31 protein-coding genes are annotated in these 26,969 nt (G+C 65.3%); 21 read left to right on the top strand and 10 right to left on the bottom strand.

Translation table 11 applies throughout. The annotated features are described in order from the left end of the window. Positions 1–78: 78 nt before the first annotated feature. From EH209_RS24630 to EH209_RS24620, 3 genes are all read right to left on the bottom strand, one after another. On the bottom strand, positions 79–309 hold the full coding sequence (locus EH209_RS24630; RefSeq protein WP_249038786.1) for a hypothetical protein: 231 nt from the start codon (positions 307–309) through the stop codon (positions 79–81). Positions 310–401: 92 nt separating this feature from the next. Beyond that, positions 402–1,034, bottom strand: a complete 633-nt coding sequence (locus EH209_RS24625) for a hypothetical protein (protein ID WP_249038785.1) — start codon at positions 1,032–1,034, stop codon at positions 402–404. 202 nt (positions 1,035–1,236) lie between these two features. Further along, positions 1,237–1,671, bottom strand: coding sequence for a hypothetical protein (locus EH209_RS24620; protein WP_249038784.1), 435 nt, complete (start codon positions 1,669–1,671; stop codon positions 1,237–1,239). Between the two features lie 178 nt (positions 1,672–1,849). Between EH209_RS24620 and EH209_RS10695 the strand changes: the two genes are divergently transcribed. From EH209_RS10695 to EH209_RS24615, 6 genes are all read left to right on the top strand, one after another. Then, positions 1,850–2,131: a 50S ribosomal protein L44e gene (locus EH209_RS10695; protein ID WP_126662897.1), complete on the top strand. Its 282-nt coding sequence runs from the start codon at positions 1,850–1,852 to the stop codon at positions 2,129–2,131. Between the two features lie 5 nt (positions 2,132–2,136). Next, the gene (locus tag EH209_RS10690; protein ID WP_126662896.1) at positions 2,137–2,310 is read left to right on the top strand and encodes a 30S ribosomal protein S27e; all 174 of its coding nucleotides are present in this window, start codon (positions 2,137–2,139) and stop codon (positions 2,308–2,310) included. Further along, complete coding sequence (locus tag EH209_RS10685; RefSeq protein ID WP_126662895.1) at positions 2,307–3,107, top strand: translation initiation factor IF-2 subunit alpha; 801 nt, start codon at positions 2,307–2,309, stop codon at positions 3,105–3,107. Before EH209_RS10690 ends, EH209_RS10685 begins: the two co-directional genes overlap by 4 nt. Before the next feature lie 3 nt (positions 3,108–3,110). Next, positions 3,111–3,290: an RNA-protein complex protein Nop10 gene (locus EH209_RS10680; RefSeq protein ID WP_126662894.1), complete on the top strand. Its 180-nt coding sequence runs from the start codon at positions 3,111–3,113 to the stop codon at positions 3,288–3,290. A gap of 6 nt (positions 3,291–3,296) precedes the next feature. Continuing rightward, positions 3,297–4,073 (top strand): proteasome assembly chaperone family protein, encoded by a 777-nt coding sequence (locus tag EH209_RS10675; RefSeq protein WP_126662893.1) that lies wholly within the window; start codon positions 3,297–3,299, stop codon positions 4,071–4,073. A gap of 456 nt (positions 4,074–4,529) precedes the next feature. Further along, the gene (locus tag EH209_RS24615; protein ID WP_249038783.1) at positions 4,530–5,192 is read left to right on the top strand and encodes a hypothetical protein; all 663 of its coding nucleotides are present in this window, start codon (positions 4,530–4,532) and stop codon (positions 5,190–5,192) included. Positions 5,193–5,499: 307 nt separating this feature from the next. Here EH209_RS24615 and EH209_RS10665 read toward each other — a convergent pair whose 3' ends face one another. Beyond that, complete coding sequence (locus tag EH209_RS10665; protein ID WP_126662892.1) at positions 5,500–6,327, bottom strand: amidohydrolase family protein; 828 nt, start codon at positions 6,325–6,327, stop codon at positions 5,500–5,502. Positions 6,328–6,625: 298 nt separating this feature from the next. On the opposite strand from EH209_RS10665, the gene thsA reads away from it, so the two are divergent. After that, a complete protein-coding gene (gene thsA, locus EH209_RS10660; RefSeq protein ID WP_126663577.1) occupies positions 6,626–8,170 on the top strand; it encodes a thermosome subunit alpha in 1,545 nt (514 codons plus the stop codon). 116 nt (positions 8,171–8,286) lie between these two features. Here thsA and EH209_RS24610 read toward each other — a convergent pair whose 3' ends face one another. Beyond that, the gene (locus EH209_RS24610) at positions 8,287–8,451 is read right to left on the bottom strand and encodes a hypothetical protein (protein ID WP_249038782.1); all 165 of its coding nucleotides are present in this window, start codon (positions 8,449–8,451) and stop codon (positions 8,287–8,289) included. Between EH209_RS24610 and EH209_RS25100 the strand changes: the two genes are divergently transcribed. Next, entirely contained in the window at positions 8,407–8,613 is a 207-nt protein-coding gene (locus EH209_RS25100) for a hypothetical protein (protein WP_394343694.1), read from the top strand. The two genes, EH209_RS24610 and EH209_RS25100, sit on opposite strands and share 45 nt — an antisense overlap. A 106-nt stretch (positions 8,614–8,719) precedes the next feature. Then, positions 8,720–9,088, top strand: a complete 369-nt coding sequence (locus EH209_RS10650; protein WP_126662891.1) for a HalOD1 output domain-containing protein — start codon at positions 8,720–8,722, stop codon at positions 9,086–9,088. A 9-nt stretch (positions 9,089–9,097) separates the two neighbouring features. Here EH209_RS10650 and EH209_RS10645 read toward each other — a convergent pair whose 3' ends face one another. Together EH209_RS10645 and EH209_RS10640 are read right to left on the bottom strand one after the other, a co-directional pair. Beyond that, complete coding sequence (locus EH209_RS10645; RefSeq protein ID WP_126662890.1) at positions 9,098–9,982, bottom strand: SAM hydrolase/SAM-dependent halogenase family protein; 885 nt, start codon at positions 9,980–9,982, stop codon at positions 9,098–9,100. A 118-nt stretch (positions 9,983–10,100) separates the two neighbouring features. Further along, on the bottom strand, positions 10,101–10,619 hold the full coding sequence (locus tag EH209_RS10640; protein WP_008896242.1) for a nicotinamide-nucleotide adenylyltransferase: 519 nt from the start codon (positions 10,617–10,619) through the stop codon (positions 10,101–10,103). A 252-nt stretch (positions 10,620–10,871) separates the two neighbouring features. Here EH209_RS10640 and lonB point away from each other — a divergent pair, with 252 nt between their 5' ends. The 3 genes from lonB to EH209_RS10625 are packed head-to-tail and all read left to right on the top strand — an operon-like array spanning position 10,872 to position 14,544. Next, positions 10,872–13,064 (top strand): ATP-dependent protease LonB, encoded by a 2,193-nt coding sequence (lonB, locus tag EH209_RS10635; protein ID WP_126662889.1) that lies wholly within the window; start codon positions 10,872–10,874, stop codon positions 13,062–13,064. A gap of 6 nt (positions 13,065–13,070) precedes the next feature. After that, the gene (locus EH209_RS10630; RefSeq protein WP_126662888.1) at positions 13,071–14,159 is read left to right on the top strand and encodes a CPBP family intramembrane glutamic endopeptidase; all 1,089 of its coding nucleotides are present in this window, start codon (positions 13,071–13,073) and stop codon (positions 14,157–14,159) included. A gap of 25 nt (positions 14,160–14,184) precedes the next feature. Then, positions 14,185–14,544 (top strand): hypothetical protein, encoded by a 360-nt coding sequence (locus EH209_RS10625; RefSeq protein ID WP_126662887.1) that lies wholly within the window; start codon positions 14,185–14,187, stop codon positions 14,542–14,544. Positions 14,545–14,663: 119 nt separating this feature from the next. On the opposite strand, the gene EH209_RS10620 is transcribed toward EH209_RS10625, so the two are convergent. Then, the gene (locus EH209_RS10620) at positions 14,664–15,134 is read right to left on the bottom strand and encodes an MGMT family protein (protein WP_126662886.1); all 471 of its coding nucleotides are present in this window, start codon (positions 15,132–15,134) and stop codon (positions 14,664–14,666) included. A gap of 316 nt (positions 15,135–15,450) precedes the next feature. Here EH209_RS10620 and trpC point away from each other — a divergent pair, with 316 nt between their 5' ends. The 6 genes from trpC (at position 15,451) to EH209_RS10590 (ending at position 21,560) form a co-directional block, all read left to right on the top strand. Then, positions 15,451–16,290, top strand: a complete 840-nt coding sequence (gene trpC / locus EH209_RS10615) for an indole-3-glycerol phosphate synthase (protein ID WP_126662885.1) — start codon at positions 15,451–15,453, stop codon at positions 16,288–16,290. Positions 16,291–16,321: 31 nt separating this feature from the next. After that, the gene (trpB, locus tag EH209_RS10610; RefSeq protein WP_126662884.1) at positions 16,322–17,638 is read left to right on the top strand and encodes a tryptophan synthase subunit beta; all 1,317 of its coding nucleotides are present in this window, start codon (positions 16,322–16,324) and stop codon (positions 17,636–17,638) included. After that, positions 17,635–18,498 carry a tryptophan synthase subunit alpha gene (gene trpA, locus EH209_RS10605; protein WP_126662883.1) on the top strand — a complete coding sequence of 288 codons (864 nt, stop codon included), beginning with the start codon at positions 17,635–17,637 and terminating at the stop codon, positions 18,496–18,498. Before trpB ends, trpA begins: the two co-directional genes overlap by 4 nt. Positions 18,499–18,522: 24 nt before the next feature. Next, on the top strand, positions 18,523–19,320 hold the full coding sequence (locus EH209_RS10600) for a 2-amino-3,7-dideoxy-D-threo-hept-6-ulosonate synthase (protein ID WP_126662882.1): 798 nt from the start codon (positions 18,523–18,525) through the stop codon (positions 19,318–19,320). Between the two features lie 360 nt (positions 19,321–19,680). Then, on the top strand, positions 19,681–20,922 hold the full coding sequence (locus tag EH209_RS10595; RefSeq protein WP_126662881.1) for an NRAMP family divalent metal transporter: 1,242 nt from the start codon (positions 19,681–19,683) through the stop codon (positions 20,920–20,922). Between the two features lie 41 nt (positions 20,923–20,963). After that, positions 20,964–21,560: a poly-gamma-glutamate hydrolase family protein gene (locus EH209_RS10590; protein WP_126662880.1), complete on the top strand. Its 597-nt coding sequence runs from the start codon at positions 20,964–20,966 to the stop codon at positions 21,558–21,560. Between the two features lie 210 nt (positions 21,561–21,770). Here EH209_RS10590 and EH209_RS10585 read toward each other — a convergent pair whose 3' ends face one another. Continuing rightward, positions 21,771–22,154 (bottom strand): ACT domain-containing protein, encoded by a 384-nt coding sequence (locus EH209_RS10585; protein WP_126662879.1) that lies wholly within the window; start codon positions 22,152–22,154, stop codon positions 21,771–21,773. Between the two features lie 232 nt (positions 22,155–22,386). Next, complete coding sequence (locus EH209_RS10580) at positions 22,387–23,376, bottom strand: phosphorylase family protein (RefSeq protein WP_126662878.1); 990 nt, start codon at positions 23,374–23,376, stop codon at positions 22,387–22,389. A gap of 315 nt (positions 23,377–23,691) precedes the next feature. Between EH209_RS10580 and EH209_RS10575 the strand changes: the two genes are divergently transcribed. The 3 genes from EH209_RS10575 (at position 23,692) to EH209_RS10565 (ending at position 26,964) form a co-directional block, all read left to right on the top strand. Next, entirely contained in the window at positions 23,692–25,476 is a 1,785-nt protein-coding gene (locus EH209_RS10575) for a hypothetical protein (protein ID WP_204748536.1), read from the top strand. Positions 25,477–25,744: 268 nt separating this feature from the next. Then, positions 25,745–26,323 (top strand): SprT family zinc-dependent metalloprotease, encoded by a 579-nt coding sequence (locus EH209_RS10570; RefSeq protein ID WP_126662876.1) that lies wholly within the window; start codon positions 25,745–25,747, stop codon positions 26,321–26,323. 104 nt (positions 26,324–26,427) lie between these two features. Next, positions 26,428–26,964, top strand: a complete 537-nt coding sequence (locus tag EH209_RS10565; RefSeq protein WP_126662875.1) for a hypothetical protein — start codon at positions 26,428–26,430, stop codon at positions 26,962–26,964. Positions 26,965–26,969: the final 5 nt, after the last annotated feature.

Genomic DNA, 26,969 nt, shown 5'->3' with positions numbered 1-26,969 from the left:
CAGCGCGGTCGCGCTCTCGGCCTGCCACAGCGGGTCGCGCTGGGTGAACAGCCCCGGCAGGAAGAGCCCACCTGCGAGTCACAGCATCGTGATCCAGAGGATGCCGAGGTTGACGTGCCAGGTCCGACCCACCGAGAACGGCAGCAGCGAGACGAGGTCGACCCCTAACGCCTCTCCGATACCGTAGAAACCGGTCCGCTCGACGTAGTGGTGGGCCAGGAAGGCCCCGACGTGGGCCTGAACGACGAACAGCGCGCCCGCCACGGGGACGTACCGCGCGGCGGCGTACTGGGCCGGCGTAACCGACACCGAGTCGGGCGAGGGAACGTCGACAAGTTCGGTCGTCGGCTCGGCGACGTCGAAGGAATGGTAGGCCCAGACGCCGAACCCGCCGCCGCCGATCAGCAGGACGACGCTGATCGTGCTCCAGACGACGATCTGGCCGGTTGGTCAGTTCCCGGTCGCGGGCACGTACGGCCAGTCGTTCGTGTAGGAGTGGTCGGAACCGGGACGGTTGGTGTGGGCCATCCAGGCCGTCCAGCAGGCGAAGTCGGCGATTCGGGCGGCCTCCTCGGGCGAGTCGACATAACCCTGCGGAATCCCCCCTCGGGAGCGCCCCCGTAGTAGCGGTCGACGTACGCCTCGCGGAGCCGTCGGTGGGCGTAAACCTCCGCCGCCGAGTACCGGGCGATCTCGCCCTCGGGCGCGTCTGCGTCGAGTTCCCGCTCCACGCGCCGTTCGACAGCCGCCCGGTCGCCTTCCGGAAGGGAGTCGAACGAGTCGCTCTCGCGCTGGCGCGCGTAGTACTCTCGCATGTACTCGGCTTCCAACTCGAGCGCGTCAGCCGTCAGATCGACCCTGAAGTACGAGCCGTTGCCCAGGACCGACCCCTGATTCATGAGCCTGTTGGCCTGGAACGCCTTCTTCCCCGTCCGGACTTGCTTGGCGGTCACGACGGTCTCTCCGTTCGGGCCGCGGATCTCATCAGGGATCGGCGGCGCCCGCTCTCGAGAGACGTAGGTCCCGAGCGTCATCGCGGCGAGGTTGGCGACGAACAGCCCAACGAGCGCCAGCGACCCGGTCGAGTTCGAGCGGAGCGCGTCGAGGCCGCGGAACCGCTCGACTCCATCTGTGCCAGTTCCGTCTCCAGATCCGCCACGAGCGCGGGCAGTTCCTCGGCGAGCGCGCGCTCGAGTTCGTGGCCGACAACTACGGCGTCGCGCTCGAGCAGATCTGTTAGCAGCGATCGACGGGACGGTCCGTCGCGTCGTCCAGTCGCGCACAGAGCCGGGAGCACGCCTCGGCGAGCGGATCGTCGATCGGACGGTCAGTCTCGCCGTCCGAGCGGGCGATGTCGCCCGCGACCGCACTCGAGTCCCGATCCGCGGTACCCGCAGCGCTCGCGGTCTCGTCCGACGCGGCCGATCGCTCGCACAGGACTTCCTCGAGCAGGTCGTCGGCGCTTCGATCGAGCGCGCGCTCGAGGAGGTCGTCGACGGCGCGCTCGGCGACGTCGGTCGCCCGTCGACTCGCCGCGTCGCGAACCTGCGTCGACAGTTCGCCGACCGCTTCGGCGCTCGACTCGAGTCGATCCGTCACGAAGTCGGTCGCTTCCCGGCGGCTGTCCGTCCGAAGACGGCCAGAATCCGGGAGGAGGTTGCTGAAATCCATCGCGTGCTGTCACACCCCATTGCCATGCTATCGGTTCCCAAATGCCGAGGTAAGCGTACAGACGTCAGTCGCCGGTCACTTATTCCCGGGTGACAGTTTCCGCGCCCGATCGACTGACGGCGACGAACCAAACGGGTTTTAAACAGCGCTGCCTTAGCCCACGCCAAGTGAGATAACCATGCAGATGCCACGCCGATTCAATACGTACTGTCCGCACTGCAACGAACACCACGAACACGAAGTCGAAAAGTCCCGAACGGGCCGTTCGAGTGGTCTCAAGTGGGACGCTCGCCGCACCCGGCGAACCACCTCGAGCATCGGTAACTCCGGTCGCTTCTCGAAGGTGCCGGTCGGCGAAAAGCCTACCAAGAAGACCGACCTCAAATACCGCTGCAGCGAGTGCGGCAAGGCCCACCTCCGCGAGGGATGGCGCACCGGCCGACTCGAGTTCCAGGAGTGATTCAAATGGCAGGAAATTTCTACAGCGTTCGATGCAGTGACTGCGAGAACGAACAGACCGTCTTCGGCAAAGCCTCCTCGGAGGTCGCCTGTGCCGTCTGCGGCACGACGCTCGTGCGACCGACCGGCGGCAAAGCCGAGATCGAACACGAGATCGTAGAAACAGTCGAGTCACGATGAAGTACAGCGGCTGGCCCGACCCCGGCGAACTCGTCGTCGGGAAGATCGACGAAATCGAGGACTTCGGCGTCTTCGTCGATCTCGAAGAGTACCGGGACAAGCGCGGCCTGATCCATATCTCCGAGGTCGCCTCGGGATGGATCAAGAACGTCCGCGATCACGTCCGCGAGGGCCAGATCGTCGTCTGCAAGGTCCTCGAGATCGACGAGGAATCCCAGCAGATCGATCTCTCGCTGAAAGACGTCAACGACCACCAGCGCTCCGACAAGATCCAGGAGTGGAAAAACGAGCAGAAAGCCGACAACTGGATGGATATCGCGCTGGGCGAGGACGTCGACGACGAGAGCTACACCGCGATCGCCAACGAGCTGATCGGCGCCCACGGCAGCCTCTACGACGGCTTCAAGCAGGCCGCGATCCACGGCGAGGAAGCCCTCGAGGACACCGATCTCTCCGACGATGAGATCGAGTCGATCGTCGACACGGCTCGCGAGAACGTCTCGGTGCCGTACGTTAACGTCACCGGCTACGTTGACCTCGAGAACCCGTCGCCGAGCGGCGTCGACGGCATCCGCACCGCACTTGAGGCCGCCGAAGGAAACGGCGAAGTGCCAGAAGAAGTCGACCTCGAGGTCAGCTACGTCGGCGCGCCCGAGTACCGCATCGAGGTGCAGGCGCCCAACTACAAGACCGCCGAGAGCCAACTCGAGGAGAGCGCACAGCGCGCGGTCCGGGAGATCGAGTCCGAAGGCGGTTCGGGCGAGTACCACCGTGAGCGTCGCACCGACGACGAGTAACGCATGAAGTCGGATATCCGGGTGTGTTCGGCGTGGCGCGACGCACACGACCGCCCGGTGTATACCCTCTCTGACTCCTGTCCCAACTGCGGCGCCGACGCGGAAAACAGCGCGCCGGCCCCGTTCGATCCGAACGATCCGTACGGCGAGTACCGACGCGCTCTTAAACGTCGCCGTCGCTGATACGGTATGGACGAACTCGAGATCGACGCAGTCGCCGAGGTCGAACTAGACGACCCCGTCCTCGTCGAGGGGCTGCCGGGTGTGGGACACGTCGGAAGCCTCGCCGTCGAGCACCTGCTCGAGGAACTCGAGGCCGACAGCACGCTCGTGCGCCGAGTCTACTCCCAGGAATTTCCGCCGCAGGTGAGCGTCGAAGACGGCGTCACGGACCTCACGTGCGCTGAAATTCACGCCGTCACTGTTCCAGACGGCCGCGATCTGTTACTGCTGACCGGGGATCATCAGGCCCAGACTAACGACGGTCACTACATTCTGACCGACGCCTTCCTCGACATCGCCGAGGAGTTCGGCGCGAGCAAACTCTACGCGCTGGGCGGCGTCCCGACCGGTGAACTCATCGAGGAGTACGCCGTCGTCGGTGCTGTCAGCAACGAGTCGCTGCTCGAGGAGTTAGAGGACGTTGGCGTCGAGTTCCGCGAGGACGAACCCGCCGGCGGGATCGTCGGCGTCTCCGGACTCCTGCTCGGCCTCGGCGGCCGCCGCGGGTTCGACGGGGCGTGTCTGATGGGCGAGACCAGCGGCTATCTGGTCGACCCCAAAAGCGCCCGCGCGGTCCTCGAGGTCCTCGAGGAAACCCTCGGCTTCGACCTCGAGTACGAATCCCTGGACGAGCGGGCCGACGAGATGGAGGAAGTCATCGGCAAGATCCAGGAGATGGAACAACAACAGCAACAACAGCAGATGGACGTGCCGACGGACGACGACCTGCGGTACATCGGCTGAGTGCGTCGCCGACTCGAGTTCTCTTCGACGAGTTTTCCGGACGGGCCGGCCGAACACGCGCCGCTGTGGTGACAGAACAGTACGCAGCACACAGCGACTGCCGTCCTATCCGACCACGACCACAGCGAGGAAGCCGACGGCGATCGCCGCCGCCAGCGTGATCGCGACGGCGAGACCGACGCCGATAACCGGTGAAATAGGGCGTTCCGAACCGCGCGCCGCAGATCTCGAGGCCATCTCTTCAGTACTAGTATCTCGAGTCCTCCCGCGGCAAGAACGTCCGCATCGACTCAGCGTTCGATTCGTGGGCTGTATCCGCCGGTGCTCGGTACCTTGTGCTCGCGGATCGTCCTGTCTCGGAGACGGGTACCGCAGCGGGAGGTGTCAGAACGTCGCTCAAAGGGTTATTTCAGCTTGGGATAGCTTCGTTGTGTCCGGGCGAGCACGGGCAGACGGATGCACCGACGAACGTACGCGATCGGTCTCGGAAGCGCACTCGCCACTGGAATCGCCGGCTGTTCGCAACTCAGCGACGACGGTCCCGACGAGGGGGCGGATCCGGACGAGACCACAGATCCCGAGAACGAGACGGACGATCCGAACAACTCCCCTGAGAAACCGGCTCAAGCCACCCTTCACAATCCCTCGTTCGAGGAGGAACTGTCCGGGTGGACGGTCGGAAAAGACCTTCCAGCGACCCCCGGAGAGGAGGACGAACCGGTCGACCACTCCGCCTCGACCACCGCCGACGACGCGTCGGACGGCGACCGGTCGCTGGAGTTGTACATCGAAGGCGTCGCCGACGACGGGACGATCTGGGTCGAGCAATCCGTCGACGTCACCGACGTTGAGACCGTGACGGTCGACGTCTACAGCCGAGCGAACTCGGCCAACCGGATGTCTCAGGTAGCGTTTTTCGCCGGCGAGAAACCTGACGACGGGCTCTCGGAGGAGGACTTCAACCGTGAGAAGGATATCGAGGACCACAGCGGGTGGAAACCCTACTCATACTCGGTCGGCGAACTTGAGGGCGACGTCACGGTCGCAGTCGGGATGAACGTCGTCTGGGAGACCGAGATCACCCGTCGCTTTGACGACGTTCGGCTTGAGACGGCCTAGCGACGGGGTTCGGAACGGGACGGACCGCGGAGACGAACCCGTAGCCGACCCGCGGCGTCGGTGGCGACTTCGATCGAGCGGTCACCGTCGAGCGGACGGGTTTCGGTTCACGGTTTCGGAGTCGTCGGTCGGAACAGCGCGCAGTTCGGACACCAGATCGAGCCGTCGGCGCGTCGTTTTTGCTTCCCGTTGCAGTCGGCACACCGCTCGGCCGCGTACTCCGCCATGCGAGATCGAAGATATCTTCGTCCGTTGAGACATGAGCCTTTCGACCAAGAGAAAAATAGTTGACAATTGGCGGACGCGATCAGGCGCCGCCGGCCGGCGCGAGCGCATCGATAACGCGAGCGGCGTTCTTCGAGAAGATGCGCCACAACTTGTCCTCGGAGACGTCGAGCGTGAGGATTTCCATGACGGCGACGTCGGGGTGGCAGGCGGGCGCGCCGCTGCCGAACAGGACTCGATCGGGGTGCTCGAGCAGCGCGCGCTCGAGGGGATCGCGGTAGCGGACGAAACTCGTCTCGAGGTAACAGCCGTCGTACTCCTCGAGCAGGTCGATCAGGTCGTGCATGAGCGACCGGTCGAGGGGGTGGCCGCCGAAGTGGGCGACGACGACGGGAAACGAGCGCTCGAGCAGGGTGGACGCGAGGGTTTCGGGGGTGGCGTCGGCGCCACCGCGAACGATGACAGGGAGGTCGACGGCCTCGAGGGTCGCGAGGACGTCCGCGTCGGGGTAGTCGTCGGCGCTTGGATCGAGGACGAAGCCGTGGAATCGGTCGTCGTAGGCGTAGCGTTCGATATCCGCCGGCGACGTGTGGTGGTCGTCGCGGCTCCGGACCGCGTTTCGCAGGCGATCGGTCGCTAACGCCGTCGGCCGCCGCGTGCCGTTGATCCGCGCGAAGGCGACGAACGGACGATCGACGCTGCGGCGGGCGACGCCGTTGTTCGGCGCGAGGTAGCGCCGGTTCGGGCGCGCGGGCGGAAAAACGATCGATTTGGTGATTCCCGCCTGGTGCATCTCCCGCTCGAGCTGGTCGGGCGTGACTGAGCGACCGTCGACGCGGGGGCCGGTATCGCCGGTGGAGAGCCGCGCGTAGACGTCTACGATGCGAAACCCGTGTTCCAGCTCGAGCATTCGTGGCGGCTCTTTCCACCGGAGCTATATTTCCCTACCGGCCCGCGGAGCCGTCGGCGTCGGCGGTGGGGAGTCGCGTCTCGGGACGGGCGACCGCGACTGGCGCGCCGAAACCGACACCGGAATCCACGATTCGCGGGACGAAAACGGGGAGCCTCGGGGACAGTGGGTGACGTTCTCATTCGCGCAATCGCCAGAGGGAGCGGTGGCGAGTGGGAAACTTTTATATAGAAGTGCTGACGACATAGGTAGTGAGGATTCAACTATGGCACAACAGCGACGCATGGGCGGACAGCCTATGTTCATTATGAGCGAGGATAGTCAGCGAACGCAGGGCCGCGACGCCCAGTCGTCCAATATTATGGCCGGCAAGGCCGTCGCCGAGTCGGTACGAACGACACTGGGTCCCCGCGGGATGGACAAGATGCTCGTCGACTCCGGCGGCGAGGTCGTCATCACCAACGACGGTGCGACGATTCTCAACGAGATGGACATCGAGCACCCCGCGGCACAGATGATCGTCGAGGTCGCCGACTCCCAGGAGGAGGAGGTCGGCGACGGGACGACGACCGCGGCCGTGATCGCTGGCAACCTGCTCGGTGAGGCCGAGGACCTCATCGAACAGGACGTCCATGCGACGACGATCGTCGAGGGCTACCACGAGGCCAGCGAGATCGCCCTCGAGGCGATCTCGGAACAGGTCAGCGAAGAGGTCGTCGACGACGAAGTGCTCAAGCAGGTCGCCGAATCGAGCATGACCGGCAAAGGAACCGGCGGTCTCACCGCCGAGTCGCTGGCCGAGACGGTCGTCGAAGCGATCCGTCACGTCGAACTCGAGGACGGCGTCGCCCGCGACAACGTCACCGTCCATACCCAGATCGGCGCCTCCTCGAACGCGACGGAGCTCGTCCCGGGTATCGTCATCGACGAGGAGCCCGCCCACGACGGCATGCCCAGCGAGGTTGAGGACGCGTCGCTCGCCGTCCTCGACGTCGAGCTCGGCGTCCGCACCGGCGAGATCGACGCGGAGTACTCGATCGACTCGATCGACCAGCTCAACACCGCCATCGACGCCGAGGAGAGCGAGGTCCGCGGCTACGCCGAGACCGTCGCCGAGAGCGGCGCCAACGTCGTCTTCACGACCGAGGACGTCGACGACCGTGTCGCCTCCTATCTCGCCAGCGAGGGCGTGCTCGTCTTCGAGGGCATCGGCGACAGCGACGCCAAGGACATCGTCTCCGCGACCGGTGCCACCCGCGTCGGCGCCCTCGACGACCTCGAGGAAGCCGACTTCGGTCAGGCCGACCGCATCAGCGCCGAGAACTACGGCGACGACGACCTCGCGTTCGTCGAGGGCGGCGCAGCGGCCGAGACGGTCACCGTCTTCGTCCGCGGCGGCACCGAACACGTCGTCGACGAACTCGAGCGCGCCATCGGCGACGCGCTCGACGTCGTCGCGACCGCGCTGGCCTCCGGGGAGGTCGTTCCCGGCGCCGGCGCAACCGAGATCGCCATCGCGGACAAGATCCGCGAGGAGGCCGCCGGCATCGAGGGCCGCAAGCAACTCGCCGTCAACGCCTTCGCCGACGCGCTGGACATCGTCCCGCGCACGCTGGCAGCCAACACCGGCCGAGATCCCATCGACGCGCTCGTCGATCTCCGCGCCGCCCACGACTCGACGGGGCGAGCCGGCCTGATCACCAGCGGCGAGGAAGTCACGATCGACGATCCGTTCGACTACGGCGTCATCGATCCGGCCGACGTCAAGCGCGAGGCCATCGAGAGCGCCACTGAGGCCGCGACGATGATCGCCCGCATCGACGACGTCATCGCCGCCGAGTAACGCCGCCGAGCCGTCGCTGAACCCCTCTTTCTTTTCGCGACCGCGTACGGACGCCGTCTCACCGCGAGCGGTAGCCACCCGTTCGCGACGACGAGACGGCCTAGCCTCGAGGCCGTTCACAGCGGGAAGGTCCTCGCGTCGAAGCGGCCGGAACCGACGGCGGCGCCGACGTCGTCCAGCAGTCGTGGACCGGTGCGAACGACCGCTACGGCTTCGTCAACGCGAACAGCGGTCGCATCCTCGACGCCGAGAGCTCCGGCGAGAACGTCGTTCAGTGGCACTGGACGAGCGGCGCGAATCAGCGGTGGGAACTCGTCGACCGCAGTTCGGATGACTCGTCTCCCTCGGTCGGGCACTCGCAGACGACGGACAGTCGATGGCGGTCTCGCCGAACGAGGACCCGCGCGAAGAGAATGACGCACACCTTGTCATCAGGTAAGTGACGTATAGCGAGAACGAACGGACGCCTCGATTGACTGCGTGATTATCGGTTCGGATGACAGTCTGGCCAGTAATGATAAATGTTAACACACGGTATCTAGAGACGTTATGTCCCGACCCGCTTGGAGGAGGAACCTGACGCCGGTCGACGACGACGGGGGGCAGACGATCTACTACGACGAGGACCGCGGGACCTACCACACCTGGTGCAACGACGGCACCTACGAGCTGGCGAGCACGGCCGTAGTGATCACCGTCGCGTCGGTGCTCGAGGTCGATACGGACGATCTCGAGCGGCTCTCGGCGGCCGTCGAGCCGGACGCACTGAACTCGCTGCTCGGCCATTGGCGACGGGCCGACGTGGCAGATGTCGACGGGAGGATCACCTTTCCGTTCGCGACGTGTGTCGTCACGGTCCACTCGACCGGCGAGATCGTCGTCGATCCCGAGCAACATGTCCCGTCGGTCGGCCGCTGAAACTGCGGCTCAGTTCGCGCGGTCCGTCCCGGCCGACTCGAGGACGACTCCGTCGCCGACCGTGAGGTCGAACGCCTCGTCGCCACGCCCCCGATTGACGTCCAATTCGACGTAGCCGTGGCTCCCAACCGTCGCGAGTCGCTCCCCGACCGGTACAGCGGCGAAGGTCTCCCCGACGGGAACCGTCTCGCCGTTAGCGACGATCCGATCGCAGCCGGCGAGGACGTCACCGGGAACGTTCGTAATGACGTTCCCGAAGTCGTCAGCGACCAGTACCTCACCGACGACGCGGTCGTCCTCGAGCGTCGGCTCCGGAAGCGAACAGTTGACGGGATCGCCGTCGAGCGGATCGAGCCACTCGAGGTCGGCCGGCGCGTCGACGCCGGCCTCGTGGACATCGGCGGCGGCGGGCGCGAAGACGTCCCGGCCGTGGAAGGTGGCGCTGGCCGGTCCCTCTCGGCCGCCTTCGTTCCCACCGGCGTCGGAGTCCGCCGAGAGCGCCGTCGCGCTCGGACTGACCGGACCGCCAGCGGGTTCGGTTGGTTCGAGCCTCCTCTCGTCGACGACGTACGTCTCGAGGGAGGCGTCCCGACCGCCGACGAGCCGGCGGGCGGCGGGGAGCAAGACGCCGTTGTCGGGCCCGACGAGCGCGTGCTCGCCCGCGCGAACGACGATCGCATTGCGGTCGGTGCCGACGCCCGGGTCGATCACGACGAGGTGTACGGCCGGCGGGAAGTACGGTAGCACCTCGCGGAGCCAGAATGCGGCGGCGCGGACGTCCTGCCGGGGGAAATCGTGGGCGACGTCGACCAGTCTGGCGTCCGTTCGCCGACAGAGCACTCCCTTCATCGCCGCGGGGTACGGCGTCCCGAAATCCGACGCGAGCGTGATCATGGACGGCGGTAGGAGGCGGACGGTGAAAATCGATACGTCTCGGCGCCGGCCAGCCGTCTCGAGGGCTCCGGCAGCCTCGGTCACAGCCCGTTCCGCCGGGGACGGGACTCGAAGGCGGTCAGTCGCCGTTCGAATCCGAGTCGCTGATCATCTGGATCCGTTCGATGCCGCCGATCTCGTCGACGGTATCGACGACGGGTTCGGGGACCAGCGACTCCCAGTCACCGCCAGTGATCATCCGCTCGCGGACCTCGCTGCCCTCCAGGACCTCCCGGTTGAACATCGGTGACTGGCGGATGTCGATGTCGGCCTCGCGGAACAGCTGGATGACCAGCGGATTGTTCGAGTAGGCGACGTCGAAGTCCGGGCTCATGCTCTGGACGTGGCTCACCCACACCGAGTTCCGTTCTAAGTCCTCGATCGGAACGGCGTAGGTGACGAGGTCGTAGTCGACGAGCGACTTCGTGATCATCATGATGCGTTCGCCCGCCGTGAACGGGTTGTGCACGGTGTGTGAGTCGTCGGCGCTTCCGATCCCGAGCACGAGCTCGTCGACGTCCTCGGCGATCTGTTCGACCATGCTGAGGTGGCCGTTGTGGAAGGGCTGAAACCGGCCGATGTAGAACCCCCGGGTCATACCGGAACCTGCTCGGGCGGCATGCATAAGCGTGGCGAGTTCGCCGACGGGTCGTCGCGATCGGCGGGAGTATTATGAGCTATGCTACCATACAATCTCCGCCGAAATAGCGTTCGACGAGGACGACGCGTCGAATCGCTGAACCACCCCGTCGGCCGCTGTGGGGCCGATATTCAGCCACTGTCACCATCCTCCGCATGGAGAAAGTATATCAGTCCCAATCCCTTCGAATCAGGTACTGAACAGAGTTCTATGAGTAACGATACGAACGTTGACGACCCTCCCGAAGACGCCACCGACGCTGGACCTGACGAGGAGCAGGGCCAGCCACGGCCCCAGGACACGGAGCCGGAGTCGGAGCGTCAGGGAGAACGGTCGCCGCTCGAGAAGGACGGTGACCAGCGCGACGACGTCGACGACGGGGACGAGTTCGACGATCCGGTCGACGAGTTCGAGCCGGACTCGAGCGAGGACGACATCGAAACCGTCGAAGATCTCGGCAGCGAAGTCGAGGTCGATCCGGGCGTCGAAATCGACGAGGATATCGCCGAGGACGATCTGCTCGGCGGTCTCAAGATCGATTCGACGGAGGAAATCGAGGTTCCCGACCGACTCGTCGACCAGGTCATCGGCCAGGACGAAGCACGCGATATCATCATCAAGGCAGCCAAGCAGCGTCGCCACGTCATGATGATCGGCTCGCCGGGGACCGGCAAGTCGATGCTGGCGAAGGCGATGAGTCAGCTGCTCCCCCAGGAGGATCTCCAGGACGTCTTAGTCTACCACAACCCGGACGACGGCAACGAGCCGAAGGTCCGAACCGTCCCGGCGGGGAAAGGCGAACAGATCATCGACGCCCACAAGGAGGAAGCTCGCAAGCGCAACCAGATGCGCTCGATCCTGATGTGGATCATCGTCGCGATCATCCTCGCGTACGCGATCCTCGCCGTCGGAAACATCCTGCTCGGCATCCTCGCGGCCGGGATCGTCTGGCTGATCTTCCGCTACACGAACCGCGGATCGGACGCGATGGTGCCCAACATGATCGTCAACAACGGCGACAAGCGCACCGCGCCGTTCGAGGACGCGACCGGCGCCCACGCCGGCGCGCTGCTGGGCGACGTCCGCCACGACCCGTTCCAGTCCGGCGGCATGGAGACGCCGAGCCACGACCGCGTCGAACCTGGCTCGATCCACCAGGCCAACAAGGGCGTGCTGTTCGTCGACGAGATCAACACGCTCGACATCCGCACCCAGCAGAAGCTGATGACCGCGATTCAGGAGGGCGAGTTCGCCATCACGGGCCAGTCCGAGCGCTCCTCGGGCGCGATGGTCCAGACCGAGCCCGTCCCCTGTGACTTCATCATGATCGCGGCCGGCAACCTGGACGCGATGGAGAACATGCACCCCGCGCTCCGGAACCGTATCAAAGGGTACGGGTACGAGGTGTACATGGAGGACACCATCGAGGACACCCCCGAGATGCGGCGCAAGTACGCGCGCTTCATCGCCCAGGAGGTCGAACGCGACGGCCGTCTGCCACACTTCACCGACGACGCCGTCGAGGAGGTCCTCCTCGAGGCCAAGCGTCGCTCGGGGCGGAAGAACCACCTCACGCTGCACTTCCGGACGCTGGGCGGACTCGTCCGCGTCGCGGGCGACATCGCCCGCTCGGAGGATCGGGAGTTCACCACCCGCGATGACGTCCTGCAGGCCAAGGGCCGCTCGCGCTCGATCGAGCAACAGCTCGCCGACGACTACATCGAGCGCCGCAAGGACTACGAACTCGAGGTCGCCGAGGGCGGCGTTGAGGGACGGGTCAACGGCCTCGCCGTCATGGGCGAGGACTCGGGGATCATGCTTCCGGTCATGGCCGAGATCGCGCCCGCACAAGGCGGCGGTCAGGTGATCGCCACCGGGAAGCTCAAGGAGATGGCCGAGGAGTCGGTCCAGAACGTCTCCGCGATCATCAAGAAGTTCTCCGACGTCGATCTCTCGGAGAAGGACATCCACATCCAGTTCGTCCAGGCCGGCCAACAGGGCGTCGACGGCGACTCCGCCTCCATCACGGTGGCGACCGCCGTCATCAGCGCCTTGGAGGACATCCCGGTCGACCAGACGGTCGCGATGACCGGCTCGCTGTCGGTCCGCGGCGACGTGCTCCCGGTCGGCGGGGTCACCCACAAGATCGAAGCCGCCGCGAAGGCCGGCTGTACGAAGGTCATCATCCCGAAGGCTAACGAACAGGACGTGATGATCGAAGACGAGTACGAGGAGATGATCGAGATCATCCCGTGTTCGAACATCAGCGAAGTGCTCGACGTCGCGCTGATGGGCGAACCCAAGAAGGACTCCCTGGTCGATCGCCTCAAGTCGATCACCAGCAACGCATTCGAGGGGAGCCAGGGCTCCGTCGGCAGCGGCTCCAACCCGAGCCCGCAGTAACGACCAATGGCTCAGTGGGCGACGTTCGCGGGCGTTACGGGCGTCGTCCTCGTTTTGCTGCTCGTTCTCTCACACCTGACACAGAGCGCGTTCTCCGACAACGATTCGACCGCCAGCGACGGCACCGATACTGCGTCCCCACAGTCCGCGTCCGTCTCGAGCGCTCGAGGCGACACATCTGAACTCGACTCGGGAAGCCATCGCCGCGATTCACACGACACGGCCGCGCCCGCCAACGACGAGGCGGGGGGCGCCGACTCGAGTGTCGGTGCGGACGCGGAGACGGCGGCCGAATCGGAGTCCGATGCGACGGCCGATCGCGACGGCCGTTCTGGGGCCGCTAACCGTCCGACTACCGCAAACGATCCGACGGCTGCCGAACGTGGGGTCGAGACGCAGCGGACACAGTCGCCGTCCGACCCCGCAAAGGTATCCGGAACCGGCGCGCGCTCCGACGGACAGCCACAACAGGAACTCGATCCGCAGTCGCTGTCCGCGGGGGAACTCCTGGCGAACGTCGCGCTCTCGCAGGGGCTGTTCGCGAGCGTCCTCCTCGGGGCGGTCCTCTACACCGGGATCCCCGTCGGCGCGCTAGGGATCGAGTTCTCGACGGCGTTCCTCCGGGAGGGGCTCGTGGTTGGAACGGCGGCCGGACTCGTCCTCTACGCGGCCAACGAGATCGGCGCCGCGGCGGCGACGCATATCGGGTTCGACCACGACGAACAGTTGCGGACGCTGCTGGCGCCAGACACGACGTGGGAGTGGGTGGTGCTGCTGGCGTTCGTCCTCCCGCTGATCGCCGGCTTCGAGGAGTTGCTGTTCCGGGCGGCGATGATCGGCGCCCTCTCGACCGGCTTCGGCGTCGATCCGTGGCTGTTGGCGGTCGTCTCCTCGATCGCGTTCGCCCTCGGCCACGGGATGCAGGGGTCGGTCGGCATCCTCGTTACCGGGCTGCTCGGATTCGTCCTCGCGACGGTCTTCGTCGTCACCGGGAGCTTCGTGGTCGTCGTCGTCGCCCACTACCTGATCAACGCCCTCGAGTTCGTCGTTCACGAGGGCCTCGAGTTCGAGTGGGCCGAGACCCTCGAAAGCTAAGGGGGTGGGTTCGGTCGGTATTGGTATGGCTACGAACGGGCCCGACGAAGTTCCGGCGGCGATCTACCGCGGAATCTTCTTCGCCGTCGTCTTCTACTTCGTCCTCCTGATCTACGGACAAGTCGCCGCCGAACCGCTGGCGACCTACGCCGCCGAGTTCGTCTTCGCCGTGATCGCGATCGGCGTCGGCACGATCCTCTTCCTGCAACGCGAGGTGCGAGTCGCCCCGCGGGCGATCCTCGGTGCAGCCGCCTGTCTCGTCGTCGGCGGCGTCCTCCAGTTGACGTTCCTGTTCACCCGGGTGCCATCGCTCGATCAGGCGTCCTCCTTCGCCGTCTTCGCCGGCATCGGGCTCTACATCTACGCCGTCTGGATCGTCGACTAACGAAGAGAGCGGTGACTACTGGGTATCGTGTCGACTGACGCGACGGAGATCGGGTCGAACCGACGGCACGGCGAGAAACCGGTTCAGTGTCTCGAGTGCCGCACCGAACTCGAGAGCGGCTACAGTTCCTCGAGCGAGCGCAACTTCTGTTCGACAGCCGGGGGCGCGGCGCTGGGGCCGTCGCGCACGCGGTGGTCCGGAATAAGGATCGGCGCCGGATTCTGGTCCAAGGCGGTTCGGACGAGAATGACGTCGTCCTCGTCTTCGTGGTCGAGCCCGGAGGTCATCCTCGCGAGCGTGTCGACGGTGACCTGATCGCCGTAGGGGATCTCCCGGACTGACTCGAGGACGGCCCGCTGGTCGGTCGGCACCGTCAGGGCAACCTGCACGTCGTCGAAGGTGATCTCCTCGAGTCCGTCGAGGTACTCGAAGATGCGGTCGAGCACGGGGTGGTCCGTCTCGGCGTCGTCGTCGGGTCGCTCGGGAAACGTGACGCTCAGCACGCGTCCGCTGGCGGCCCCGAGCTGGACGTGTCGATCGAGGTACGACGATTCCCGCGCGTAGATTCCGGCATCCGTGACGTCCTCCATACGTCATCGTAAGCGGTAGGGACTTGAATAATCGCCGGTCGACGCATTTGAACGGAATCGGTAGGACACCGTTCCGTAATAACTCCGTTTTCGACGAAGATACGAGCGGTCTGCAATTCCTGGCAACGATGAGCGCCACACCCTCCCCAGCCGATTACGGTCCTCGCTCCTCCGTCACTGCGGTCCTCATCCCTCGCGCAGTGTCGAGCCGCGGTTCACCGCGCCACAGCGCGCGCCACCGCAAACACCTGTAACTCGAGAATCGCGCCCCGATGGCGCAAGCCTTTTGTACATATGAGTACGTCGATGTACAACAATGGAGACTGATACGGATCTCGCACCGGCGGTCGAGTCGATCCTCGAGGCCGCCCGGGAGCGCCCCGGAGGCGACGAGGTGGTCGACGTCGACGCGCGGTCGCTGCCTGACGCCGTCGCGCGGGCCGAGGCCGACGGCCGCGTTCCGGTGATCGCCGAGGTAAAGCCGACGAGCCCCACCGCCGACGGGACTCGCGACGACGATCCCGTCGAACTGGCGGAGGCGATGGTCGATGGCGGCGCGACGGCCATCTCGGTGCTCACCGAGCCGAGCCACTTCGGCGGGTCCACCGAGTCGCTGACCCGGATCCGTGAGGCCGTCGACGTCCCCGTCCTCCGGAAGGACTTCCTCCTCCGCGAGGCGCAGTTGGATGCCGTCGCGGCCGATCTCCTGTTACTAATCGTCCGCTTCCTCGAGCCCGAGACGCTCGGGGAACTCGTAGCCGCATCCCGCGAACGCGGCTTCCAGCCGCTCGTGGAGGTCCACGACCGGGCGGAACTCGAGACCGCCCTCGAGGCGGGCGCCGAGATTATCGGCGTCAACAACCGGGATCTGGCGCGACTCGAGGTCGACCTCGAAACCTTCGAGTCGGTGGCGCCCTATGCGAGGCGTATGACGCGCCTCGACGAGTCGAGCGGCGAAGCCGCGAGACGGGTTCCGGACGACGTAACGCTGATCGCCGAGAGCGGCGTGTCCTCGCCCGCGGATGTCCGCCGGATGCGCGCGGCTGGCGCCGACGCCCTGTTGGTTGGCAGCGCCATCATGGACCACGGCGCGGGCGACAGCGACGTGACCGAGAACACCCGGCGATTGGTCGAGGCGGAGGACGACGAGACATGAGCGAATACACACTCACCGACGGAGACGAGCAATGAGCACGAGCGATCCCGAACACAACCGCGAGCGCGACAGCGAGTCCACGTTCGGCGACTACGGCGGCCAGTACGTCCCCGAGGCCCTGATGCCGGCGTTACAGGAACTCGAGGACGCCTACGAGCGCTACGTCCTCGAAAACGAGGACGGCTTCATGGACGAGTTCCGCGAGCGGATGCACGATTTCGGCGGGCGACCGACGCCGCTCCAGCGCGCAGACCGACTCAGCGAGCGATACGACCGCGAGATCTACCTCAAGCGCGAGGATCTCGTCCACGGCGGGGCGCACAAACTGAACAACGCGCTTGGACAGGTCCTGCTCGCGAAGTACATGGGCAAAGAGCGGATCATCGCCGAGACCGGCGCGGGCCAACACGGGACCGCGACCGCGATGGCCGCGGCCCACCTCGACATGCCCTGCGAGATCTACATGGGCCGGACCGACGTCAACCGCCAGCGCCCGAACGTCTACCGGATGCGAATGAACGGGGCCGAGGTCAACCCCGTCGAGGCCGGCAGCGGGACGTTGAAGGAAGCGATCAACGAGACGTTCCGCGACTGGGCAACCACCGTCGAGACGACCCACTACGTGATCGGTAGCGTGGTCGGCCCGCACCCGTTCCCGAAACTGGTCCGGGACTTCCAGGCCGTCATCGGCCGCGAGGCCCGCGAGCAGATCCGAGAAAAGGCCGGCCGCCTGCCCGACAGCGTCGTCGCCTGCGCCGGCGGCGGCTCGAACACGATGGGGACCTTCCACGAGTTCGTGCCGGACTGCGCGGACCCACGGTTCGCGAACGAATCGAGCGGGCGAAGCCCGCGAGACGAGGACGTCGACCTCTACGCCGTCGAGGCCGGCGGCTCGAGCCTCGAGATCGACGCCGAGGAGGGGCTCGCGCCCAACTCCGCGACGCTCTCGACGGGGACCGACGGCGTCCTCCACGGCGCGATGACAAAGCTCCTCCAGAGCGAGGAAGGCCAGATCATGGAGTCCCACAGCGTCAGCGCAGGACTGGACTACGCCGGCGTCGGTCCCGAACTCTCGTATCTCGCCGAGACGGGGCGAGTCACGCCAGTCAGCGTCGACGATGAGGCCGCGCTCAACGGCTTCCACCGGCTCTCGCGACTCGAGGGGATCATCCCGGCGCTGGAGTCGAGTCACGCGCTCGGCTACCTCGAGGAATCGCACGACGAGCTGGGCGACCTCGTCGTTGTCAACGTCTCGGGCCGCGGCGACAAGGACTTAGAGACGGTCCTCGAGGAGACCGAGAAACGCGATCTCGAGGCGGCACCGGACGTGGAGGTGTTCGACGGATGACTGACGATTCGAACGCCGCCCCAGAAAGCGACATCGAGACCGCCATCCGCGAGAACGACCCCGCGCTCATCACCTACATCACCGCGGGCGATCCCTCGCTCGAGGACACCAAGCGGTACGTCGAGGCCCTCGATCGAGGCGGCTCGGACCTGATCGAACTCGGCTTGCCGTTCTCGGAACCGGTCGCCGAGGGCGCGACGATCCAGGCCGCGATCAACCGGGCGCTCGACGCGGGAACGACCCCCGAAGGCTTCTTCGAGCTGGTCGACGACCTCGAGACCGAGGCGCCGCTGCTGGTGATGACCTACTACAACATGATCCTCCAATACGGTTCGGAGCCGGATGTCCGCCCCTTCGTCGAGCGCGCGGCCGAGGCCGGCCTCTCGGGGATCATCGTCCCCGACCTCCCTGCCGAGGAGGCCGACCCGCTGCGCGAGGCTTGCGACGACCACGGCCTCGATCTGGTCTTCATCGTCGCGCCGACGACCGAAGGCGAGCGCCTCGAGACGATCATGTCGCAGGTCTCGGGCTTCGCCTACGTTCAGGCCCGCCTCGGGACGACAGGCGCCCGCGCGGACGTTTCGACGGCGACCCACGAGAGCTTAGAGCGCCTCTCGGAGTACGACGTCCCCAAGGCGGTCGGCTTCGGCGTCAGCGAGGGCGACCACGCGGCCGAGATCGTCGAGGCCGGCGCCGACGGCGTCATCGTCGGCAGCGCGCTGATAGACATCGTCGCCGGCAGCGACGATCCGGCGGCCGATCTCGAGGCCAAAGCCGAGGAACTCAAACGCGGCGCAGTTCGGGGCGCGGAGTCTCTCACGGTCGATGCGGAAGATACACCGGAACCAGAACAGCCATAACCGCAAGATTGCTACACACTCGCAATGACTACCACAGGTATTGACGCGCGACTCGACAGAATTGGCACAGACGACTCCTACGTGATCATCCCGATGGACCACGGGATCACGATGGGAGCCGTTCAGGGACTGAAAGACATCGAAGCAACCATCAACGGCGTGACCCGGGGCGGCGCGGACGCCGTCCTCACCCAGAAGGGGATCGCCTCCCGCGTCCACGAGCACAAAAACGACAAAGGGTACATCGTCCACCTCAACGGCTCGACGACGATCGGTCCCGACGAGCAAGACAAACGGATGACCGGCACCGTCGAAGAGGCCGTCCGCGTCGGCGCCGACGCCGTCTCCTTCCACATCAACGTCGGCTCCGATCACGAACCCGACCAGATCGCCCAGCTCGCGGAGGTCACCGAAGACGCCCAGCGCCTCGGCATGCCGGTCCTCGCGATGGCATACGCCCGCGGTCCGGGCGTCGACTCCGAGGATCCCGAGGCGCTCGGCCACGCCGTCCGCCTCGCCGAGGAACTCGGCGCCGACATCGTCAAGACGGGCTACAGCGGCGACGCTGAGAGCTTCGAACACGTCGCCGAGTCGACCCGACTCCCGGTCGTCATCGCCGGCGGCTCGAAGGGCACCGACCGCGAAACGATCGAGATGGTCCGGGGCGTCATGGACGCCGGCGGCGCCGGCATCTCGATGGGCCGCTCGGTCTTCCAGCACGAGGACCCCGAGGCCATCGCGACCGCCGTCTCCGGCGTCGTCCACGACGATCTGTCGACCGACGAAGCGCTGGAAGCGGCCGGACTGGCGCTTCAGGCCTGAACCGTACCCGTCTGCGATCGCTCTCACATCGACTTTACATCGACTCGAGGGGCGCTCCGTTTTCTACCGCGGCGAGTACCGGCATCTAGTCGACCACGTCGAGTACTGTGAGGGGATATCCGTCGCTTCGTTCCATCGGTGACTCCCGAGTAGCCGGTTCCGTGTAACTCGTCTCGAGGATTAACTGCCCGGCTCGCTTTGATGGCCGAGCGGTTGCAGTTGCCGGGTACTTATGCGTCGGTGGACGGTGCAAGCCGAACCCACTCCCCCATCTTGCCTGTTTGGTGGGTATGGAATCACGATTCGCTGCGGTCACCCGTTACATCACGCGCGCCGACCCACGTCCGGAGGTGGTCGCCGATGGCGAGTGAAACGTACGAGGTCGGCGGCGTGCAGGCGACGGTCGCCGACCTACTGGAAACGTACGGGCTCGGCGTGCTGTTCGCGGCGAACGTCTTCGGCGCGGGATCGGTCTACATCCTGGCCGACACCGGCGCGAACTTCGCGTTCGCGCTGCTGTGGGTCCTCCCGCTGGCCTTCCTCATCGACATCGCCCTCCACGACATGTCGGCCCGGCTTGCGGTCTCCCGAGAACCGCTGACCGACTACATCGTCGACTACCTGCCCGGTGTCAGCGGTCGCGCCCTCATCGTCGCGATGGCCGCGATGAGCGCCCTCTGGTCGATCTCGAACTACGCGATCGCCGGTGCTGCGCTGGCGTGGCTTGTCCCGGGTCTGGACAACGTCCTCATCGGGATCCTGGTGGCGGCCGGCGTCGGCGTCGCGCTGGTGCAACTGCGGGTCTACGAGCGCATCGAGGGTGCGATCGCCGCGATGGTGATCACCGTCTTCGCCTCCTATGGCCTCCTGCTCGTCGGGCTAGAGATTCCCATCGGCGACGTCGCTGCCGGACTCGTTCCGACGCTGGTCAGCGATATCGGCTATCTCACGGCCGTCATCGCGCTGCTCGGAACGACCGTCTACTGGCCGAACTTCTTCATCCAGTCGAGCATGGGCCCGACCAAGGAGTGGACCGACGTCAACGCCTACCGACGGGACAACGCCGCCGGGATCATGACGACGCTCACGATCGGCGCGTTCGTGATGATCGTCTCGGCGATCACGCTGACCGAAGGGACGATGACGCTCACCGGCCCCGGCGAACCGCTGGCGGCGACCCTCGGTCAGGGCGCGCTCTACGTCTTCCTGATCGCGGCACTGCTAGCCAGCTTTAGCTCGGCGACTGGGACGCTGTTCGGCGCCGGCTACATGGTCCCGCAGGCGCTGGGCCATCACACCGTCTTCGGCGACGCGCGCTTTCGCGCGACCGTCGTCGGCCTCATCGTCCTCTCGGCGCTGGCCGCGTTCTGGCTGCTGATCAACACCGGCCTCACGCCCGTCCGGATGGCGATCATCATGCCCGCGATCAACGGGCTGATCGCCCTGCCGGTCACCGTCCTCGGACTCATCGGCGCCGTCAACCGATACGGTGACGTCTCGAAGAAGGAGAACGTCGCCTTCGCGCTCGTCGCGCTCGTTCTGCTGGTCGGCAGCGCCCTGACGGCCGAATCGCTCGCGACGACCCTCGCCGGCTGGCTCTAGACGGGCCGGGAATTTTTTCGATCGATCGCGTAGCCGGCGTCGTGACTCGAGCGACGGTTCGGACCCACCAACTCGAGGAGACTGACACCGGCCACTACACCGAGTTACTGTACGACGACGGGGAAAACGACGAGGTGCTGGTCTGTGCCGCCCACGGCGGGCAGGTCGAACCCTGGACCGCCGAGCAGGCGGTCGAATTGACGGCGCGTCTCCCGTCCGCCAGCTGCTGGGCCTGCCTCGGCTACGACGATCAGCGGAAGCCGTTCGAGCTGTGGCACCCGCCGTCCAGTTCCTTCTCCCCCGATTTGTACCCGCTGCTCGGCGAGATCGCCGACCGAGGCTTCGAGACGGTCGTCAGCTTCCACGGCCTCGGCGACGATCGCGTGCTCGTCGGCGGCGCCACCGACGCCGAGACGAAACGACGCGTCAGCGACCGCCTCGAGACGGCGGTTTCGGATCCCGTCGAGTCGGTCTCTTCGGGCCCCTACGCCGGCGTCAGTCCGAACAACTTCGTCAACTGGCTCTCGCGGGACGGCGCCGGCGGCCTGCAACTCGAGCAGAGTCGGGCCGTCCGCGACGACGAGCGCGGGGCCGTCGTCGCCGCCCTCGAGGCGCTCCGGAGCGACGGCGTGATCTAACTTTTGCAGGGACGAGTTACCGGATCGGAAACGGTATCAGTAGTTGGTAACACGGATTCTCATTCAGAGTTCGGCGTGAAAATCGCGCTCAGTACAGGGAAAGCACTGATCGGAGCTGCTACCCGTATTTCTGAACAGTACCATAATCGACGTACAAGACGGAGAACGAGTTCGGTCTACCGGTATCGTGGATCTCACTGTCGATCGCCATCAGTCGGAGACATTACATCCCAAATCTTCGAGCCGCAGAACAGCAGTATCAAGCTCGTCTTCCTTGACAAACACGTGATCGGTTGAGTACGTAGAGATGACGAACACCGAAACATCTACTTCGGCAAGTGCTGACGCAACCGCCGCTAGAAAGCCAACGAGTTCAAACGGGAGGTCCATCTCGAATGTCAGTCGCTTCCAATCGGACTCAATCTCACTGGCATCGACCGTATCGACAGCATCCTGCTCGACGACCACCGTGGTCTCTGTCTCGTCTTGGACGGTCGCAAATGCATCGGGATGATTGTGATCGGTCCGGCAAACTGCATATGTGTCGTCCGATACGCTGACTGTCCCGTTCTGGAGATAATCGGTCGGATCCATACGAACGAGGACTATACAATGGCATAAAAAGTGTGTCATGAGTAACGCAACTTTCGGCAGTACCTGGGCATCTTTCTTGGCTCCCCAGTTCACATCTCGACTGAGCAGTCGGTCCACGAATGAAAGCGTGATACCGATGGCGGTCAAGTGTTGCATCCGCACACATAGTTATCGAAATCTCGGCTATATCCTCTCTGTATATCTGAATGAAAAATCGCGCTACTATCTACTGTTACACAGCGCGCTCCGTGCCGATATCGAGGGGGTCCGTCTCGACCAGTTCCTCGACGACCCTCCCCCCGACGCGGGCGGCATTGTCGATCGCCAGCGCGAGGGTCGCCGGATCGCCGTCGAAACTCTCGGTAACCGACTCGCCGGGCGCCGGTCGGTCGTAGTTCGAGACGGCCCGCACGCTTAGGTAGCGATCGCGCAGGTCGAACCGCTCGAGCGCCCGCGCGGTCGCGGCGTCTTCCATCTGGGTCGTCACGTAGGGACCGACGCCGTAGGCCTCGCAGAGCCACCCGACCTCCCGCGCGTAGCGGGGGCCGTGCCAGAACTCGTCGCCGCAGACGGTCGTGCCGCGCTCGATGGTCGGTCCCGAATCGGGCGCTTCGGGATACGTCCGCTGGTAGGCTCGAGCGTCGTCGTCCTCGAGCAGGTCGACGTCGCCGGCGGCCGCGAGCGCGCGTTCGACGAGGCCGTCCTCGAGCCGGTGGACATAGTCTCGCGGGCGGTAAGCCAGCAGGTCGATCGGGCGCTCATCTGTGGAATCGCCGATGGCGGTCGATTCGCCGAGTTCGCCGGCGTCGTCCACCGACCCGCGATCCCACCGGTGTTTCCGATCCCAGTCGACCACCGCGTCCGCGATCGCGACCGATCCCAGCGCGGCGGTCTCGGGCGACGATCCCGCGATGCCACAGGAGACGACGTAGGCCGATTCGAGGTCGATCCCCGGGGTCGCGAGCAGGGCAGTGACGGTCGTCGCCGCGTCGCTCTTGCCGATGCCGGTGGTCGTGACGGCGATCCCCGAGTCGGTCAGGTAGACCGGCGTCTCGGCGCCCGGAACCGCGAGAGTGTCGGTGATCTCGTAGCGCTCGAGCCACGGTTGGCGTTCGTCCAGCGGGTCCTCGAACGCCGCGGTGAGGACGAGAGCGGCGGGGACGACGGGGTCGTCCGGGTCCGGACTGCGAGCGATCGGGAGCGTGTCATCACTGGCGGTCATGGATAGTCCCCGCCGAAGCAAACGGTTCGTTCGGTTGCACGATTACCGAATAACGCGTCTCTGCGAGACGATAACTCATTACGGCTCTATTTCGTTCGCGATGCTATGAGCAGTACGATCGCCTCTTACAGGTAGATAACGTGCTGTAAGTGAATCACTGATTTTTACCGACTGATACTCGGAACATTACCGATAGAATATTCAGGATACTATTGGGTAATTAGAAGACTTCCAAGAGGTACTGTTCATGGTATGGGAAAGCAAGGCATACAAGATACGCTTCGAACCGTCAGTAGACGTCGATTCGTAGCGACGTTGAGCGTCGCGACGGGAAGTGTCCTTGCGGGCTGTTCGGACGGGAGCGTCGAAGGGCAGTCGGAACCGGACGACCCGCCCGAACCGGGCGATCGGATCACAGAGACGCGTCGCATCGGTCCGCGCGATGTCAGCGACTTCGGATACAAGGAACTGTGGGGATACCGAAAGCGACAGGCAGTCGAAACGCTACTCGCGGACCCAGCGGTGAATGACGTGGCGAGCGAGTGGATCGCGTCGTTCGAAGCCTACGATCCGCTAACCAACGATCTCGATGCCATCAGCGTCCAGGGAACGACCGGAATGAGTGTCGATGGCGGCCGCGAATCCGGGGAGTTCGAGGTCACGGCGGAGCAACGGCAGGTCGCGTACGGTCTCGTCGATCGGCACACGGAGGAGCTACAGGCACTCCACATCACCGACCCGATCGATGTAACGTGGAACCGCGACTATCCGGACGAAGAGGGACGTCGACGCCACGAGTACGTCCTCGACCACGACGAGGTCTGGCAACACCTCGAGGGGAACGACTGGTATCCCATGGAGAAGGCGGCAGAGATTATCACCGCCTACGGCGACTACGCCCACGGGGAGGTCTCTCCCTCGATATACTACGTGATGCAGGACGGCGAACTCAACGTCGTAAGCACGTTCATCAACATCGCGGGCAACGATATCGAACTCCTGGACGTGGTCCTCGTCGAGGATTTCGCCGAACATCCACCGCAGCAACTTGCGAGAGAGATGAATCCGGACGGAGAGACGGTTCTCGGCAGCGTCCCGGAACCGCCAACGATGCAACGGCCGCAGATCACCGCACCGGAAGGATACCACCGCACCGAAAACGTCGACGAAGTCATCGAGGACGCGGGCTGGTCTGTCGAGTGGTCGGGTCCGCGAACCGTCGGTGCGGAGGTCAGCGCGACCTACAACGGCAAACCGGCGTTCGAGTACATCGCACCGGTGAGCACGTCGACCGGCTACGCCCTTCCGGAGCGGAACGGCCGCAACACGCGCGAGTTCATGTTTCCCGACGACGAGCCCGTCTTCAGCGGGGAACTGCTCTACTGGGACATTCACAGCAACGACTTCGGTGGCCCCGGTGTGCTCGGGACGACCGAGTACCCGGAGACCCCCGAGCACCCGCGCGGGTTCCGACTTCGGACGCACTTCCACACGGGTGCGGTCCCGAACGCCCGTGACTTCCACTCCGGGCATCGGTTCGCCCCGTACAACTACTACATCAACTACGACTTCTACGAGGACGGCGTCTTCATGCCGGTCTGGCAGCGTCAGGGCCCCGGCTATGTAACGGAGTTCCAGACCTACCGCGACGTGGAGTACGGCGGGCCGACGATCTTCTACGTCTCGAAGTGGGTAACCCGGCCGACTCCCGGAACGACGGACGGCGTCGAGACACAGATCTTCGACGGGAGCGAGTGGACCACGCCGGAGACGGAATTCTACATCACGGGCGACGAGGAGACGCTGGTCCGGTTCCGGAACCCCGACGGCCCCGAGAGCATCACCCTCGCGCTCGACGATCTCAAGGAAGTTGTCGTCGTCCGCCCCAAGGAAGGCGAAATCGGCGAAGCCATCCGTGCCCTCGATCCGGAAGCCGAGTTCGAGTTCTATCATCCCGCCCAGTACGTCGACGACGAACCCATCCAGGGCGAGGCGGTCTTCGCCTGGCTGCTGATGGAAGGCCGACCGGACGAGGTGCCCCATCCGTCGGGGATAACCACGTACACGAGGCTCGGCGAGTTCACGCTCAGAGGATATTGACTGGAACACTCCGGATCAATCACGATCGGGTCTTCCCGATCGCGCTTCGGCCAAACCGCTTCGCATGATTTGAGAAGCGCGTTCATCGATTCGTATCTGAAAACCGACTATTCCAGAAGCGGTACCTGAACGTCAATTCGCGTCGATTCCGTTCGAGGGAACGCGTTATGCACCATCTCGATTCGAGCGAGGAATCGCGAAGTTCCCACCCTCGTCGCGCTCGAGTTCGATCGAAACGCTCTCGAAATCTGCCTTCGTTCGTCGGTCCGTGACCGACGACAATGAGGACGCCCTCACGATCGACGACGAAATCGTCGCTCGGGCACGGATCCACGCCCGCGAGATCCTCGAGGCCCACGACCTCGAGGTCGACCGCGACGCCCTCGAGTGGGACGTTTCGACGCGCGCTCGCCGTCGCGCCGGGGCGTGTCGCTGGGACGCCGACCGTGAGGTCGCGACGATCGTGCTCACGCGGGCGGCCTACCGGCGGTACGACTGGGAGACGTTCGCCGGCGTCGTTCGACACGAACTCGTCCACGCCTGGGAGTTCCAGCGGTTCGGCGAGTCGGGGCACGGATCGCGCTTTCGCGAACGGGCGGCCGAACTCGAGGCGCCGCGTCACTGCGAGTCGTTTTCGGACCCTCGGTACGTCCTCCGCTGTCGCGACGACGGCTGCGACTGGGAGGCGCGGCGCCACCGCGCCTCGAAGCCCGTGAAGGCGCCCGATCGGTACCGCTGTGGCGCCTGCGGCGGCGCCTACGAGGTCGAGCACGCGGCGAGCGGCCGGACGTGGACGACCGCGAGCGAGTTCGGCGGCGTGAAGTCGGCGCTCGGTGCCGAGTGGTAAGACGACGATGCAGGCGAAGGTCCACCCGCTCAGAAGCGGACCTCGATTGCGAACCGCGAGACGGCCGCGGAACACTTATTCGACTTCCGGTGTCTCTTTCAGGTATGGGCATACTCGAGTTGATGCTGGGCGAATCGGATCCCGGCGAGAGCGGCGTCGAGGGGCGGTCGTACAAACTGCCGAAGGAGACCCACGACTTCGTCTACCCCGTTGCCGTCCGACGGTCGGAGATCGAGGCATTTCGCGGGTTGATCGCGGCCGACGCCGACGCGCCGTCGCCCGCCGACGACGCCGAGGAACTCGAGGCGGCCTTCGATCAGGTTCTCGGCGAGACCGATATCGACGCGGCGGAGTTGGCCGAGCAACAGCAGCAACCGCGGGTCGAGACGAAGCCGATCGTCGACCACTGGGCCGAGCAGGTAAGCGAGGGAATCGGCGTCGTCTACGCCCGGGGCGGTACGTACCCGACGCTGCTCTCGTTCGTCAAGCGCTGTAAACGGCGCGACGAGGACGCCGATGACTCCTTCGAACTCCCCGAGAGCTTTGCCGACGCCACCGCCCTCCTCGCCCGACTCGAGGCCGCGACGAACGAACAGTACCGGGCCGTCGTCCACACGGATTTGTTGCCGTCGGACGCGTAGCGGTA

It is taken from the genome of Haloterrigena salifodinae, assembly GCF_003977755.1.
GTDB lineage: Archaea > Halobacteriota > Halobacteria > Halobacteriales > Natrialbaceae > Haloterrigena > Haloterrigena salifodinae.
The sequence above is the reverse complement of the archived record's forward strand: the minus strand, read 5'-3'. Positions and strand labels throughout refer to the sequence as shown.

Excerpts from the sequence above, each read along its gene's own strand:
- EH209_RS10685 (WP_126662895.1), top strand. The coding sequence starts at position 2,307 with ATGAAGTACAGCGGCTGGCCCGACCCCGGCGAACTCGTCGTCGGGAAG.
- EH209_RS10625 (WP_126662887.1), top strand. The coding sequence starts at position 14,185 with ATGGCTACGAACGGGCCCGACGAAGTTCCGGCGGCGATCTACCGCGGA.
- thsA (WP_126663577.1), top strand. The coding sequence starts at position 6,626 with ATGTTCATTATGAGCGAGGATAGTCAGCGAACGCAGGGCCGCGACGCC.
- EH209_RS10645 (WP_126662890.1), bottom strand. The coding sequence starts at position 9,982 with ATGATCACGCTCGCGTCGGATTTCGGGACGCCGTACCCCGCGGCGATG.
- lonB (WP_126662889.1), top strand. The coding sequence starts at position 10,872 with ATGAGTAACGATACGAACGTTGACGACCCTCCCGAAGACGCCACCGAC.
- EH209_RS10650 (WP_126662891.1), top strand. The coding sequence starts at position 8,720 with ATGTCCCGACCCGCTTGGAGGAGGAACCTGACGCCGGTCGACGACGAC.
- EH209_RS10600 (WP_126662882.1), top strand. The coding sequence starts at position 18,523 with ATGACTACCACAGGTATTGACGCGCGACTCGACAGAATTGGCACAGAC.
- EH209_RS10665 (WP_126662892.1), bottom strand. The coding sequence starts at position 6,327 with ATGCTCGAGCTGGAACACGGGTTTCGCATCGTAGACGTCTACGCGCGG.
- trpA (WP_126662883.1), top strand. The coding sequence starts at position 17,635 with ATGACTGACGATTCGAACGCCGCCCCAGAAAGCGACATCGAGACCGCC.
- EH209_RS10585 (WP_126662879.1), bottom strand. The coding sequence starts at position 22,154 with ATGGATCCGACCGATTATCTCCAGAACGGGACAGTCAGCGTATCGGAC.
- EH209_RS10695 (WP_126662897.1), top strand. The coding sequence starts at position 1,850 with ATGCAGATGCCACGCCGATTCAATACGTACTGTCCGCACTGCAACGAA.
- EH209_RS10580 (WP_126662878.1), bottom strand. The coding sequence starts at position 23,376 with ATGACCGCCAGTGATGACACGCTCCCGATCGCTCGCAGTCCGGACCCG.
- EH209_RS24625 (WP_249038785.1), bottom strand. The coding sequence starts at position 1,034 with ATGACGCTCGGGACCTACGTCTCTCGAGAGCGGGCGCCGCCGATCCCT.
- EH209_RS10565 (WP_126662875.1), top strand. The coding sequence starts at position 26,428 with ATGGGCATACTCGAGTTGATGCTGGGCGAATCGGATCCCGGCGAGAGC.
- EH209_RS10680 (WP_126662894.1), top strand. The coding sequence starts at position 3,111 with ATGAAGTCGGATATCCGGGTGTGTTCGGCGTGGCGCGACGCACACGAC.
- trpB (WP_126662884.1), top strand. The coding sequence starts at position 16,322 with ATGAGCACGAGCGATCCCGAACACAACCGCGAGCGCGACAGCGAGTCC.
- trpC (WP_126662885.1), top strand. The coding sequence starts at position 15,451 with ATGGAGACTGATACGGATCTCGCACCGGCGGTCGAGTCGATCCTCGAG.
- EH209_RS10640 (WP_008896242.1), bottom strand. The coding sequence starts at position 10,619 with ATGACCCGGGGGTTCTACATCGGCCGGTTTCAGCCCTTCCACAACGGC.
- EH209_RS10675 (WP_126662893.1), top strand. The coding sequence starts at position 3,297 with ATGGACGAACTCGAGATCGACGCAGTCGCCGAGGTCGAACTAGACGAC.
- EH209_RS10620 (WP_126662886.1), bottom strand. The coding sequence starts at position 15,134 with ATGGAGGACGTCACGGATGCCGGAATCTACGCGCGGGAATCGTCGTAC.
- EH209_RS24615 (WP_249038783.1), top strand. The coding sequence starts at position 4,530 with ATGCACCGACGAACGTACGCGATCGGTCTCGGAAGCGCACTCGCCACT.
- EH209_RS10630 (WP_126662888.1), top strand. The coding sequence starts at position 13,071 with ATGGCTCAGTGGGCGACGTTCGCGGGCGTTACGGGCGTCGTCCTCGTT.
- EH209_RS10595 (WP_126662881.1), top strand. The coding sequence starts at position 19,681 with ATGGCGAGTGAAACGTACGAGGTCGGCGGCGTGCAGGCGACGGTCGCC.
- EH209_RS24620 (WP_249038784.1), bottom strand. The coding sequence starts at position 1,671 with ATGGATTTCAGCAACCTCCTCCCGGATTCTGGCCGTCTTCGGACGGAC.
- EH209_RS10690 (WP_126662896.1), top strand. The coding sequence starts at position 2,137 with ATGGCAGGAAATTTCTACAGCGTTCGATGCAGTGACTGCGAGAACGAA.